Below are 12,748 nucleotides of genomic sequence, written 5' to 3' on the forward strand. Positions count from 1 at the left end.
CTCCTACTCGTACCGCAGTGCGTCGATGGGGCGCAGCCCGGCCGCCCGGCTGGCGGGGTAGCTGCCGAAGAACAGTCCGATCGCGACGGACACGCCCAGGGCCAGGAAGACCGAGCTGGGCACGATCACCGGCGTGATCCCGGTGATCTGGAAATTCGCCCCGATGTACGCGCCCGCCACCCCGAGCAGGCCGCCGACCAGGGACAGCATCGTGGCCTCCAGCAGGAACTGGGTGAGGATGACCCGCCGGGGCGCGCCGAGCGCCTTGCGGATGCCGATCTCCCGGGTCCGCTCGGTGACCGTGACCATCATGATGTTGGTGATGCCGATGCCGCCGACCAGCAGCGAGATCCCGGCGACCGCGCCGAGCAGGGTCGTGAAGGTCTCCGCCGTCGCCGTACGCGTCTCCAGCAGCTGCGAGGCCGACCGGATCTGATAGGGCGTGTTCGACGTGCTGGTGACGTGCATCTTCGTGTTCAGGATGGCGGTCGCCTCGGCCTGAGCCGCGCTCACCGCGTCGGCGTTTGCCGCCTCGATCAGGATCGAGTTGATCGCGCCGTAGCCGGTGAGCGCTTTGCGGACGGAGTTGATCGGGGCGATCGCGGTGTCGTCGGGGTCGTTGAACCCGCTCGACCCCTTCTCCGCCAGTACGCCGATGACGGTGAAGATCTGACCGCCGACGCTGACCTGCTTGCCGAGCGGATCCTCGGTGCCGAACAGCTCCTCGGCGGTCGTGGACCCGATGACCAGTACGCGGTTCGCGTCGGTCAGGTCGGCCTCGGTGAACCACTCGCCCTTGTCGATCTTGGAGTTGTTGGCCTCCAGATAGTCCCGGCTGGTGCCGACGACGCTGGTGCTGTGGTCGGTGTCGCCGTAGGTCAACGTCTGTGACGTGCTCACCACCGGCGAGACGCTCTTGATGTCGGGCGCGGCGTTCTTGTCCTGCAACGCCTCGACGATCGACATCGTCAGGTCGGTGCTGTAGGTCGAACTGCGTACCGCGCGGCCGCTGCTCACCGTCAGCGTGTTCGTGCCCAGGCTCTGCAGGCTCTCCTCGACCGCGACCTTCGAGCCGTTGCCGACCGCGACCAGCAGGATCACCGCGCCGACGCCGATCAGGATGCCCAGCATCGTCAGTCCCGAGCGGAGTTTGTTCGCTCCGATGCCCCGCAGGGCGAACTTGAAGATCTCCATCAGGCCCACGGGGTTGCCTCCTGACTGAGCTCCTGGCGGCTCGCGCGAGCGCTCCCCGGCGGGCGCTGCCGCAGGTCGCTGACGATCTCGCCGTCCTTCAGCCGGATCACCCGGCGGGCATGGTGCGCGACCTCGTCCTCGTGCGTGATCAGCACGATCGTGCGTCCCTCCCGGTTGATCTCGTCCAGGACGCCCAGGACGTCCGCCGTCGACTTGCTGTCCAGGTTGCCGGTCGGCTCGTCGGCCAGCAGCAGCGCGGGCTGGCTCACCAGCGCGCGGGCCACGGCCACGCGCTGCTGCTGCCCACCCGAGAGCTGATTCGGGTCATGGTCCGCGCGATTGCCCAGGCCGACCATCTCCAGCGCCGCCAACGCACGGGTACGCCGTTGGGCCGGCTTCACTCCGGCGTACGCGAGCGGCAGCTCCACATTGGCCAACGCGCTCGTCCGCGGGATGAGGTTGAATGCCTGGAAGACGAAGCCGATCCGCCGGTTGCGGACGAGTGCGAGCTGCTGGTCGTTGAGCCGGCTGACGTCCACCCCGTCGAGGTGGTAACTCCCCGACGTCGGGATGTCCAGGCAGCCGAGGATGTGCATCAGGGTCGACTTGCCGGAGCCGGACGATCCCATGATCGCCACGTAGTCACCGCGCTCGATGGTCAGCGACACCCCGGCCAGCGCGTGGACCGTCGCCTCGCCCTCGCCGTAGGTTTTGATCAGGTCGCGTACCTCGATGACGGGCTTGCCGAGCGGCACATTCCGCAGCCCGTCGAGTACCTGGGTCTGGTCGGCTCTTTGGGTCTGGTCGCCGTCGCTCATCGGAAGCCTCCGCCGCCCCCGGCCGCGCCGCCCGGAATCTGGCCGCCGCCGCCGAACTGTCCACCGCCGGGGAACTGGTTGGTGGTGGTGGAGTTGGTCGTGACGGTCGCGATGACCACCTTCTCGCCGGCGGTCAGGCCCGACTTGATCTCCGTATAGGTGTCGCCCTCGACGCCGATGGTGACGGTGCGGGTCTCCTGGGCGCCGCTGTCGGTGACGACGGTGACGGTCTTGAGGTTTCCGGCCGACTTCACCGCCGCGGCCGGCACGTAGAGGACGTTCTCCACCTTGCTCACCACGACGCTGATCGACACCGACTGACCGAGCTTGGCCCCGGTCGGCACCGTGTTGAGGCTGATCACGATCGGGTAGGAGGTGACGCCGCCGCTCGTCGTGGACGTCGGCGAGATCGTGGTGACCAGACCCTCGACTGACGTGTTGGCCAGCGCGTTCCAGGTGACCTGCGCGGACTGCTTCAGCTTGAGCCGGGTGGCGTCCGACTCCGGCACACTGGCCGACACCTGCAGCTTGTCCATGTCGGAGATCACGATGAACGCGCTGGACCCGCTGCTCGAGGAGGCCGAGTTGCCGGTGCCGCCCGAGCTGCTCGACGACCCGGAGGAGGAGCCGCCGACGGTCCCGTTCATCGCGGTGACCGTCCCGGCCATGCCCGCCTTCAGCGTGGTGCCGTCCTGCGCCCGCTTGGCGCTGTCGTACGCGTTCTGCGCGCTGGTCACCGACCGCTGAGCCTGCTCGACCTGATCCGAGTCGTCGTCGAACTCGTCCTTGGCGTCGGCCAGCGCCTCCTTGGCGTCAGTGAGGTTCGCCTTCGCCGTGGCGAGCGTGGCGGCCGTCTCGGTGCCGTCGACGGTCGCGAGCACCTGGCCCTTGGTCACCTTGTCGCCGACGGCGACCTTGATCGAGGTGACCGTCCCAGAGGTCACGAAGTTGTGGTTCATGGTGGTCGCGCTCGCCACCGTGCCGCTAGCCGTGACCGACGCGGTGACCGTGCCCTGCGCGACGGTGCCGGTACGCGCGGTCGACGTGCCCGTCGATCCCCCACCGTCCCCGTTGAGCAGCGTGTACGCCCACGCGCCACCACCGACCAGCAACGCGCTGAGCACGCTGTTGATCAGGAAAGTACGCCGTCGCCAGAATCGCATGGCGGCATGCTCGCGGGTCGCGCTCGATGGGGACTAGGCCGAATCTCGGAGCCAGCTCGGAATCCTAGGCGGGCAGGTCCTTGAGCGGGAGCAGCACCCGGAAGGTCGCCCCCTTCCCGGGGCTCGTGTGCAGCTCGACCCGGCCGCCGTGGGCCGCCACGATGGCGGCGACGATCGACAGCCCCAGCCCGGACCCGCCCTGCGCCCGCGATCGGCCCGGATCGGCTCGGTAGAGACGTTCGAAGATGCGCTCGGCGTGCTGCGCCGGTACGCCCGGCCCACTGTCGTGGACTTCGAGCACGGCTACTCGCGTACCGGGCGGGAGGGCGACGCCGACCGTGGCGACCGGCGGCGAAGCGGGCGCGGCCAGCTGCTCCTCGGCCACGCGGACCTCGACCTTGGCGTACTCCGGCGTATGCCGGACGGCGTTGCTGATCAGATTGGTGGCGACCTGGCGCAGCCGGTGATCGTCGCCGATCACGGTCACTGGATCGAAGGACGTCAACGCCACGAATCGGGTGGGATTGCGTACGTGGGCGTCGCTGATCGTGTCGGCCGCCACGGCCAGCAGATCGACCGGCTGCGCCCGCAGCGGCCGCTCCTCGTCCAGCGCGGCGAGCAGCAGCAGATCCTCGACGAGCAGCCCCATCCGGGCCGCCTCATGCTCGATGCGAGACATCATCTCGCTCATCTCCGGACCGCCCTGCGACCCCGACCGCCGATACAACTCCGCGAACCCGCGGATCGAGGTCAACGGCGTACGCAGCTCGTGCGAGGCGTCCGCGAGGAACTGCCGCAGCTTCTGCTCCGACGCCGCCCGCGCGGCCAGCGCCGACTGGATGCGTTCCAGCATCGTGTTGAGCGCCAGCCCGAGCCGGCCGGCCTCGGTGTGCGGATCGGCGTCCGGTACGCGCCCGGCGACGAGCGAATCGGCGGCCGTGCCCGACGGCGGATCGGCGCTCGCGATGGAGGTCGCCAGGTTCTCCATGCGGGTCAACGGCCGCAGCCCGATCTTCACCACGTACGCCGATCCGATCGCCAGAATGAGCAGGATCGCCCCGCTGACTCCGAATCCGAGCATCAGCATCCGGTTGGCAGTCGCGTCGATCTTGTTCAGCGACTCGGCGGAGAGCACATAGGTCGTCTTCTCCTTACCGGTGGTGCGGTCGAGCGTTGTGCCGCTCTTGACCACGACGCGATACTTGCCGTCCGTCCCGTCGACGGTGAACGCCTTGCCGTTGGCGTGCGCCTTGATCTCGGTGAAATTCCCCAGCAAGGGCAGCTCAGTGGTGTCGACGGCGCCGAAGCCGCGGCTGTCGCGGGTGCCGTCCTCGTCGTACCGGGCCACGACCCGACCCTCTTCGAGCGGGGGCGGCACCGGATAGGTCCCGGCGTTGTAGTTCGAGTTCGGCTGCCAGTTCTGGGAGTTGCCATAGCCCTGGGGACCTCGGTCGGCGCCACCGAACTTGCTGAGTTGCTCGTCAAGCTTCTCGGTCAGGTAGCTCTTGATCAGCGAGCCGGCCGCGACGTTGACCACCAGCAGGGCTACGCCGGCCATGAGCACGATCGCCACGACCATGCGGGACCGCAGCGTCCACTGTCGCCACCGGCGAGGCCGGAGGCGCTGAAGGTGTGTGCCGAGTCCGTGGAGCTTCATCTGGTCAGGCTGCTTCCGCTCGGGGCAGGCGCAGGGCGTACCCGACGCCGCGGACGGTGTGGATCAACGGCGGGTCGATCTTGTCGATCTTCTTCCGCAGGTAGTACACGTAGGACTCGACGATCCGGCCGTCGCCGCCGAAGTCGTAGCTCCAGACCCGGTCGAGGATCTGCGCCTTGGAGACCACCCGGCCCGCGTTCACCATCAGGTACCGCAGGAGGTTGAACTCCGTCGGGCTCAGCTCGACGAGCTTGCCCGCCCGGCGTACCTCATGGGCCTCCTCGTCCAGCTCGAGGTCGGCGTAGCGCAGGACGCCGTCGTCGTCGGAGGGCGAGCTGACCTGGCTGCGCCGGAGGATGGCGCGGATGCGCAGGACGACCTCCTCCAGGCTGAACGGCTTGGTCACGTAGTCGTCCGCGCCGACCGTCAGGCCCGAGATCCGGTCCTCCACGGACTGGCGCGCGGTGAGGAACAGCACGGGGGTACCGCGGCCGTCGCCGCGCAGCTTGGACGCGATCTGGAAGCCGTCCATGTCCGGCAGCATGACGTCGAGGACGACGAGTTCCGGCTGGAACTCCTCGGCGATGATCAACGCGTCGCGGCCGTTCTCGGCGACGCGGACGTCGAAGCCCGTGAGCCGCAGCGTCGCCTGCAACAAAGCGCAGATGTTCGGCTCGTCGTCGACGACGAGGACGCGGGTGGACCGCGCGGCGGCCTCTGTGTGTGTCACGTTCTTTCTCCTCACCAGCACCTCGCCTGGATCTCAAGGTTGTAGCCGCCTGAGCTTGGAGAACCCTCGGAATGCGCTGCGAGATTCACAGCCTTCGCCAAGCTGGGCAAGGCACGCTTCTGCGGTGCAAAGCCGAAAACCCCTCTTCTTCGCCGTAGGCACCGCTTCCCTCGCCGCCGTGGCGGCGCTCGGCGTAGGCGTCGCCACCGCCGACAAGCCGTCCTCGGCGGCCGCTGTGAGCAGCAGCACCCCCGGCTCGACGTCGGCTACGTCACCCTCTTCAGCGCCGGGAACGCCGTCCACGTCACCGTCGGCGGCTACTGCGCCGGCCACGGCCGAAGATGCGGCGGTGGACACTGCTGCGGTCGTGGCGGCGCTTCAGGCGTACATCGATGCGCGTGGTGGTGACGCGGCGATCGCCGTCTACGACCGGACGACCGGAACCTCCGTGAGCGTCAACGGCTCGGCCGAGTTCCCGACCGCGAGCATCGTGAAGGTCGACGTCATCGCCGCCCTCATGCTTCAGCGACAGGCCGACGGCGAGAGTCTGAGCAGCCAGGAGAAGGCCTGGGCCGAGGCGGCGATCACGGCCAGCGACAACGACGCGGCGACCGCGCTGTTCCGGGCGATCGGCGGCCGGACCGGACTGACCGCGGCGAACAGGACGCTGGGGCTGACGGAGACCACGGTCAGCAGCTCCTGGGGAATGACCACGACCACCGTGGACGACCAGGTCCGGCTGCTGACCACCGTCAGCGACACTGCCGGGCCGCTGTCGTCGGCCAATCGCACGCTGCTCCGAGGGTGGATGGCCGGCGTCATCGACGAGCAGCGCTTCGGGGTGACCGCGGCCGCCACGGCCGACGCGAGCGCCGTCTACGTCAAGGTGGGCTGGGTCGATCTGGATGACGAGGGCGGCCTGTACGCCACCAACTCCATCGGACGAGTCGTCGAGGACGACCACGATTGGGTGATCGCCGTCCTCAGTGATCACAACCAGAGCCTCGGCAGCGGCAAGACCCTGATCAACGGAATCGTCACGAAGGCGATGGGTCTGTTGCGGTCGTCGGCAGGCTGACGGTGAGCCGGGCCGAGGCGGAAAATGGCCTGCCCCGGCAGGCGCAGCACGGGGGAACCGGGCCTGTCGGGGCAGGAGCCTAGTGTGTAGCGAAGGACTGCTGTCGCGCAAGTGTCAGTTTGACGGACTTGCGGCCGGCTTGAGGACGGCGCAGGCCTTCTCGGCTTCGACCACCTTGGCGTCGGCCGTGTCGAGCGTCTGACCGTCCTGAATGGTCACTCCGTGCTCGGACAGGCAGTTGCGGTACGCCGCGTCGCGGCCCTGACCGCCACCCGGGCCACCTTGGCCGTTGGAGAAACCGCCCTGGCCGGTCGGCCGCAGCGACGAGCACTTCTCCTGAGCCTCGGCCCACTTCGTCGCGTCGACGCCCTGCGGGACGAACCCGCCGTTGCCACCGCCGGGGAAGCCCTGGCCGCCACCGGGGAAGGCCGTGCCCGATGGGCGTACGGTCGGCCGGTTGGAGGGATTGCCGGACGGGAACGCCCGGTTGGTCGGGCGGGCACCGTTGCTGGGCAGCGTGACCCCGTTGTCCGACAAGCACTTCTGGTACGCCGACATCGCGTCCGTACCGGAGCCGCCGGAGCCGGAGTCGTCGCCGGAGCCGCCGCACGCCGCGAGGGCGAACGCCGCGACCACCAGCGCCACTGATCCACCGAGCGTGCGCTTGATGTGTGCCTTCATGACCACCTCCGCCCGGCAGCATCGAGAGGCGACCTACGGGGACGCTCGGTGCAACCTCAAACACGCCTCGGAATCGTCGGCGAAGATCGTCGCGCACCTTTGAGCTTGCTCCGAGGCGTCCCCAAGCGCCCCCCGAGTACGCCTGGCGAGACTGCGGCACCATGCGAGGACATCGGATGCGTTGGATCGTGGCGGGCGTGGCAGCCGTGGCCGCGCTCGGCGTGACGGGGACGGTCATGCTCACCGGCGGCAGTACGCCGACGCCGACCGCCGGGGACCAGACGGTCGAACGGGCCACCAGCGGCGAGGTGACCGCCAAGGGGACCGTGCAGCCGATCACCACGCAGAATCTGAGCTTCTCGGTCAGCGGTACGGTCAGCTCGGTCTCCGTCAAGGCCGGCGACACCGTCACGAAGGGGCAGGAGCTGGCCCGGATCGACCAGTCCGACGCCGAGGAGGCCGTCGCGTCGGCCGAGGACGACCTGGCCGACGCCAAGGCCGCGTTGTCCGCCGTCCAAGCCTCGGCCAGCGCCAGCCCGTCGGCGTGCGCCACTACCGCGGCCGCTCGGCCCAGCACCTCCGGCGGGAGCGGCGCCAGCGGCTTGTCCACATCGTCCACCGGGACCGGTGGCACCGGCGGCGGTTCGGCCACCACCTGCGGCTCCGCCAAGACCGGGCAGAGCCAGAACTACATCGCGTCGATCCTGTCGGCGAAGCAGTCGGTGAACACGAAGACCGCCGCGCTGGCCAAGGCGGAACGCGAGCTGTCCGGCACGGTCATCACCGCACCGGTGGCCGGAAAGGTGCTCACCGTCTCCATCAAGGTCGGCGACACCGCGAAGAGCAACGTCATCTCCATCGGCGTGGTCTCCACCATGGTGGTAAAGGCGTCGTTCAGCGAGTCCGACGTCGTCTCGTTGACGATGGGTCAGTCGGCGACGGTCACGTTGCCGGGACACGACGGGGAGTTCACCGCGAAGATCACCGAGATCGCGCAGACCGGGGTGACGTCGAGCAACCTGGTCACCTACTCCGTCGTGCTGACGTTCGACACGGTGCCGGACGGCATCCTCATCGGACAGAGCGCCAACGTGACGGTCAGCGCGTCGTAGCCGACGGCTTCCAGATCTCGCCGTCGAGCTGCCGCTCGGCGCCCAGCCAGATCGCGTTCATCAGCCGGGTGGCGGTGCGTTCGGGCTCCTCGTGCGGGGTCTCCACGAGCCGGTCCGCCAACGCCTCGCCCGCGCCCACCAGGGCGAGCGCCATCGTCTGCAGCTCATCCGCCGGCACGTCGCGGCCCCGGGCGCGTAACGCGCCGGCCAGCTTCTCCGCGATCACGCCGACCATGCCGCGGCGCATCCGGGCCAGCTCCCCGGCGAACGGCTCTCGCGTACGGGCCTGACGGAACAGCACCGCCCAGCCGTCACGATTCGCCCCGACGTAGCTGAAGAAGCCGCGCAGACCCCGCCAGAGCTGCTCGTCCGGGGACAGTTCCGGGTCGACCACCCCGGCGACGGCCTCCAGCAGCCGACCGGCCTCCCGGCGGAGGCACGCCACGAACAACTCGTCCTTGGTGCCCAGGTACGCGTACACCATGGGCTTCGACACGCCGGCCCGCTCCGCGACCTCGTCCATCGTCGCGGCGTGGAATCCACGCTCGGCGAAGACCCGGACGGCGGCCTCGAGCATCTGTTGTTCCCGCACGCTGCGCGGCAGTCGTTTCCCCACCCTTGCCACCTTACCTACTCGCGCGTAAGGTTACGCACGAGTAAGTTATCAAGCTCAGCGTGACGGAGGACATGATGCCCGACTTCGACCTCTCTGATTTCTCCTCGCTCGACCCGAGCGCGTTCGCCCAGCTCGTCAAGTCGGCGCCGGACGCGCAGATCGCCGAGGTCATGAGCGGCGAGCTGCGGCCGAAGGTGCTCGACGAGATCTTCCGCCGCATGCCGGCACTGTTCCGCCCAGAGCGGGCCGGCAACACCGAGGCCGTGATCCACTGGAGCATCACCGGTGCCCCGGACGGCGGCGCCGACACGTATGAGCTGGTCATCTCCAAGGGCGCCTGCACCCTGTCGGAGACCCCGCAGCACGACCCGAAGCTCGCCCTGACGGTCGGCCCGGTCGACTTCCTCAAGGTCGTCTCCGGCAACGGCAACCCGGTCATGATGTTCATGACGGGCAAGCTGAAGGCCAAGGGCGACCTCGCGCTGGCCTCCAACATCGCCAACCTGTTCAGCATCCCGAAGGCCTGATCGTGGAGTTCTCGCTCGACCTCAACTCCGAACAGCGCGAGCTTCGCGACTGGGTGCACGGCTTCGCCGCCGAGGCCGTGCGCCCCGCTGCCGCGGAGTGGGACGAACGCGAGGAGACGCCCTGGCCGGTGCTCCAGGAGGCCGCGAAGATCGGGCTCTACGGCTTCGAGTTCCTCGCCAACGCCTGGGCCGATCCCAGCGGACTGTCCATGTGCCTGGCCAACGAGGAGCTGTTCTGGGGCGACGCCGGCATCGCGATGTCCATCATGGGCACTTCGCTGGCGGTCGCGGCGATCTTCGGCAACGGCGATCCGGAGCAGCTTGCCGAGTGGGTTCCGCAGTGCTTCGGCACCGAGTCCGACCCGGCCGTCGCGGCGTTCTGCTCGACCGAGCCGGAGGCGGGCTCCGACGTCGCCGCCATGCGTACGCGTGCGGTGTATGACGAGGCCGCCGACGAGTGGGTGCTCAACGGGCAGAAGGCGTTCGCCACCAACGGCGGGATCGCCGCGGTGCACGTCGTCACCGCGTCCGTCGACCCGTCGCTGGGCAGCCGGGGCCAGGCCGCGTTCGTGGTCCCGCCCGGCACGCCCGGACTGCACTCGACCCGGAAGCTGAAGAAGCTGGGCCTGCGGGCCTCGCACACCGCCGACGTGTTCCTCGACGACGTCCGGCTCCCCTCGTCCTGCCTGCTCGGCGGGCGCGAGCGGCTGGAGGAGCGGCTGGCCAAGGCGCGCTCCGGCGAGCGCTCGGGCGGACAGGCCTCCATGCGTACCTTCGAGCTGTCCCGGCCGACCGTCGGCGCGCAGGCGCTCGGCATCGCGCGTGCGGCCTACGAGTACGCCCTCGACTACGCCAAGCAGCGGGTCCAGTTCGGCCGGCCGATCATCGAGAATCAGGGCATCGCGTTCGCCCTGGCCGACATGAAGATGGAGATCGACGCCGCGCGGCTCCTGGTCTGGCGGGCGGCCTGGATGGGCCGCAACAACCGTCCGTTCTCCGCGGGCGAGGGCTCGATGTCCAAGCTCAAGGCGGGCGAGGTGGCCGTCGACGTGACGTCGCGGGCGGTCCAGATCCTCGGCGGGGCCGGGTTCACCCGGGAGCACCCGGTCGAGCGCTGGTACCGCGACGCCAAGATCTACACGATCTTCGAGGGGACCAGCGAGATCCAGCGCCTCGTCATCGCGCGTGCCATCTCCGGCATGCCTCTACGCTGATCCGTTTCGGGTCCGGCGTGTAGAGCCGGGTTTGTGGAGCACTTATCCACAAGCCCGGCTTTCGTTCATGGCCGGGCGGATCGCGCACTGGCACACGATGCGATGGGTCGCCCCTTGTGATCTACGCCGCCATGCGTCATGTTGTTACCCATCGGTAATGAAACGTTCTCGTGGCGGCGCCGATGTGATCAAGGGGTTCGGGGCGGCGAACCGGACCTTGGGTCATGATCAACGCGGAAGGTGGAGGCTGCGGATGCTCTGGGTGCTGGCAAAGCGGGGACTGCTCAACCCGGGTCCGCCCGGCAAGATCGTCTCCCAGCTCGCGACGCTCAGGCGCTGGGGCTTCTCGGTGGCCGGCGAGCTACGGGCCGCGGCGGAACGGTCACCCGATCACGTCGCGGTCATCGATCCCGAGGGCAGCCACACGTACGCCGAGCTGTGGGACCGGTCCGAGCGGCTGGCGCTGGCCTTGCGCGTACGCCACGGGATCGGCGTCGGCGGGCGGATCGGGGTGCTGGCCCGCAATCACTCGGGCATGATCGCCGCGATGGTGGCCGGCTGTGCCCTCGGCGCCGAAGTCGTGCTGCTGAACCCGGCTTTGTCGGCCGCCGCGATCGACGCCGTCGCCCACGACCAGCGCATCGAGCTGGTGATCGCCGACAACGACCTGATGGAGCTGATCCCCGGCGTACCGGCGCTGAACGAGGTCGGCGTGGAGAAGCTCATCGCCGACGCGCCGCCAGGCAAGCTGACGCCGCCCTCGCGAGCCGGTCGCCTGATCGTGCTGACCTCGGGCACCACCGCGGCCCCGAAGGGTGCCCGGCGCAAGACCCCAGGCGGGCTCGGGCCCCTGGCCAGCGTGCTGGACCGCATTCCGCTGAAGGTCGGCGACCGGATCTTCGTCGCCGCGCCGCTCTTCCACACCTGGGGTCTGGCCGCCCTGCAGGTCGCCCTCGGCCTACGCGCGACCCTCGTCCTCCAACGCCGGTTCGAGCCGCTGAGCACGATCGCCGCCCTCCGCGACCTCGACTGCCAAGGCCTGATCGCGGTGCCCGTGATGCTGCAACGGCTCCTGGAGGCGACCCCCACCCCCGGCGTGACTCCCCGGGTCGTCGCTGTGAGCGGTTCCGCCCTGCCAGGCGGGCTCGCGACGAGGTTCATGGACGCGTACGGGGACTGCCTCTACAACCTCTACGGCAGCACCGAAGCGTCCTGGGTGTCCATCGCGACCCCCGAAGACATGCGCCGGGACCCGCGAACCTCCGGCCGGCCGCCGCTGGGCACGACGGTCGAGATCCGCTCCCGGGCGGGACAGCCCTTGCCCCCGGGGCAGATCGGCGAGATCCACGTCCGCAACGACATGCTCTTCGAGGGGTACACCTCCCACCGCGAAGCCACCCCGAACGCCGGGGAGGCTCTCGGCCGAGACGCCAAGAATGCAGTCAGCCTGCTCGGCACCGGCGACCTGGGCCACTTCGACGAGCAAGGACTGCTCTACGTGGACGGCCGAGCCGACGACATGATCATCTCGGGCGGGGAGAACGTCTTCCCCCGGCCGGTCGAAGAACTGATCGGCCAACTCCCGCAAGTACGCGAAGTCGCCGTCGTCGGCGTACCCGACGCCGAATTCGGCCAACGACTCGCGGCCTACGTCGTCCTGCACCCCGGCGAACACCTCGACCCCGACTCCGTACGCGAATACGTGCGGCACTACCTCGCGCGTTTCTGCGTACCGCGGGATGTGGTGTTCCTGCGGGAGCTGCCCCGGACCGCCACCGGCAAGGTCATCCCCCGCCTCCTGCGGTGATCCCCCGGCCCTCTCCTGCGTTGATCATGGAGTTTGCCCCCTCGACACACCGTCGATACCTCAGTTAACTCCATGATCAACGCGTCAGAGGGCGGGGCAACGCGTCAGAGGGCGAGGCCGCGCGGACAGGGCGAGGCCGCGCGGACAGGGC

General features: G+C 69.2%; 12 protein-coding genes. 5 read left to right on the forward strand and 7 right to left on the reverse strand.

Translation table 11 applies throughout. The features are described 5' to 3' along the window. Positions 1-3: 3 nt before the first annotated feature. The 5 genes from AB0H43_RS00500 to AB0H43_RS00520 form a co-directional block, all read right to left on the reverse strand. Positions 4-1,203, reverse strand: a complete 1,200-nt coding sequence (locus AB0H43_RS00500; RefSeq protein ID WP_359994248.1) for an ABC transporter permease — start codon at positions 1,201-1,203, stop codon at positions 4-6. Next, positions 1,194-2,012 carry an ABC transporter ATP-binding protein gene (locus AB0H43_RS00505; protein ID WP_359994250.1) on the reverse strand — a complete coding sequence of 273 codons (819 nt, stop codon included), beginning with the start codon at positions 2,010-2,012 and terminating at the stop codon, positions 1,194-1,196. The genes AB0H43_RS00500 and AB0H43_RS00505 overlap by 10 nt, the downstream gene beginning before the upstream one ends. Then, a complete protein-coding gene (locus AB0H43_RS00510; protein WP_359994253.1) occupies positions 2,009-3,175 on the reverse strand; it encodes a biotin/lipoyl-binding protein in 1,167 nt (388 codons plus the stop codon). Before AB0H43_RS00510 ends, AB0H43_RS00505 begins: the two co-directional genes overlap by 4 nt. 64 nt (positions 3,176-3,239) lie before the next feature. After that, entirely contained in the window at positions 3,240-4,832 is a 1,593-nt protein-coding gene (locus tag AB0H43_RS00515; protein WP_359994256.1) for a HAMP domain-containing sensor histidine kinase, read from the reverse strand. Positions 4,833-4,836: 4 nt separating this feature from the next. Continuing rightward, positions 4,837-5,562, reverse strand: coding sequence for a response regulator transcription factor (locus AB0H43_RS00520; RefSeq protein WP_359994259.1), 726 nt, complete (start codon positions 5,560-5,562; stop codon positions 4,837-4,839). Between the two features lie 124 nt (positions 5,563-5,686). On the opposite strand from AB0H43_RS00520, the gene AB0H43_RS00525 reads away from it, so the two are divergent. After that, on the forward strand, positions 5,687-6,640 hold the full coding sequence (locus AB0H43_RS00525; RefSeq protein WP_359994262.1) for a serine hydrolase: 954 nt from the start codon (positions 5,687-5,689) through the stop codon (positions 6,638-6,640). A gap of 114 nt (positions 6,641-6,754) precedes the next feature. On the opposite strand, the gene AB0H43_RS00530 is transcribed toward AB0H43_RS00525, so the two are convergent. Further along, positions 6,755-7,321, reverse strand: a complete 567-nt coding sequence (locus AB0H43_RS00530; protein ID WP_359994265.1) for a hypothetical protein — start codon at positions 7,319-7,321, stop codon at positions 6,755-6,757. A gap of 176 nt (positions 7,322-7,497) precedes the next feature. On the opposite strand from AB0H43_RS00530, the gene AB0H43_RS00535 reads away from it, so the two are divergent. Then, entirely contained in the window at positions 7,498-8,433 is a 936-nt protein-coding gene (locus AB0H43_RS00535) for an HlyD family efflux transporter periplasmic adaptor subunit (protein WP_359994268.1), read from the forward strand. On the opposite strand, the gene AB0H43_RS00540 is transcribed toward AB0H43_RS00535, so the two are convergent. Then, positions 8,420-9,010 carry a TetR/AcrR family transcriptional regulator gene (locus AB0H43_RS00540; protein ID WP_359995687.1) on the reverse strand — a complete coding sequence of 197 codons (591 nt, stop codon included), beginning with the start codon at positions 9,008-9,010 and terminating at the stop codon, positions 8,420-8,422. The genes AB0H43_RS00535 and AB0H43_RS00540 overlap by 14 nt on opposite strands. 113 nt (positions 9,011-9,123) lie before the next feature. Here AB0H43_RS00540 and AB0H43_RS00545 point away from each other — a divergent pair, with 113 nt between their 5' ends. The 3 genes from AB0H43_RS00545 (at position 9,124) to AB0H43_RS00555 (ending at position 12,597) form a co-directional block, all read left to right on the forward strand. Next, positions 9,124-9,576 (forward strand): SCP2 sterol-binding domain-containing protein, encoded by a 453-nt coding sequence (locus AB0H43_RS00545; RefSeq protein ID WP_359995689.1) that lies wholly within the window; start codon positions 9,124-9,126, stop codon positions 9,574-9,576. After that, positions 9,576-10,790, forward strand: a complete 1,215-nt coding sequence (locus AB0H43_RS00550; protein WP_359995692.1) for an acyl-CoA dehydrogenase family protein — start codon at positions 9,576-9,578, stop codon at positions 10,788-10,790. The genes AB0H43_RS00545 and AB0H43_RS00550 overlap by 1 nt, the downstream gene beginning before the upstream one ends. A 253-nt stretch (positions 10,791-11,043) precedes the next feature. Then, entirely contained in the window at positions 11,044-12,597 is a 1,554-nt protein-coding gene (locus AB0H43_RS00555) for an AMP-binding protein (RefSeq protein WP_359994271.1), read from the forward strand. Positions 12,598-12,748: the final 151 nt, after the last annotated feature.

The sequence above is a fragment of the Hamadaea sp. NPDC050747 genome, assembly GCF_040654195.1.
GTDB lineage: Bacteria > Actinomycetota > Actinomycetes > Mycobacteriales > Micromonosporaceae > Hamadaea.

Coding starts and splice junctions, on each gene's coding strand:
- AB0H43_RS00505 (WP_359994250.1), bottom strand. CDS start 2,012: ATGAGCGACGGCGACCAGACCCAAAGAGCCGACCAGACCCAGGTACTC.
- AB0H43_RS00510 (WP_359994253.1), bottom strand. CDS start 3,175: ATGCGATTCTGGCGACGGCGTACTTTCCTGATCAACAGCGTGCTCAGC.
- AB0H43_RS00515 (WP_359994256.1), bottom strand. CDS start 4,832: ATGAAGCTCCACGGACTCGGCACACACCTTCAGCGCCTCCGGCCTCGC.
- AB0H43_RS00530 (WP_359994265.1), bottom strand. CDS start 7,321: ATGAAGGCACACATCAAGCGCACGCTCGGTGGATCAGTGGCGCTGGTG.
- AB0H43_RS00535 (WP_359994268.1), top strand. CDS start 7,498: ATGCGTTGGATCGTGGCGGGCGTGGCAGCCGTGGCCGCGCTCGGCGTG.
- AB0H43_RS00540 (WP_359995687.1), bottom strand. CDS start 9,010: ATGCTCGAGGCCGCCGTCCGGGTCTTCGCCGAGCGTGGATTCCACGCC.
- AB0H43_RS00545 (WP_359995689.1), top strand. CDS start 9,124: ATGCCCGACTTCGACCTCTCTGATTTCTCCTCGCTCGACCCGAGCGCG.
- AB0H43_RS00555 (WP_359994271.1), top strand. CDS start 11,044: ATGCTCTGGGTGCTGGCAAAGCGGGGACTGCTCAACCCGGGTCCGCCC.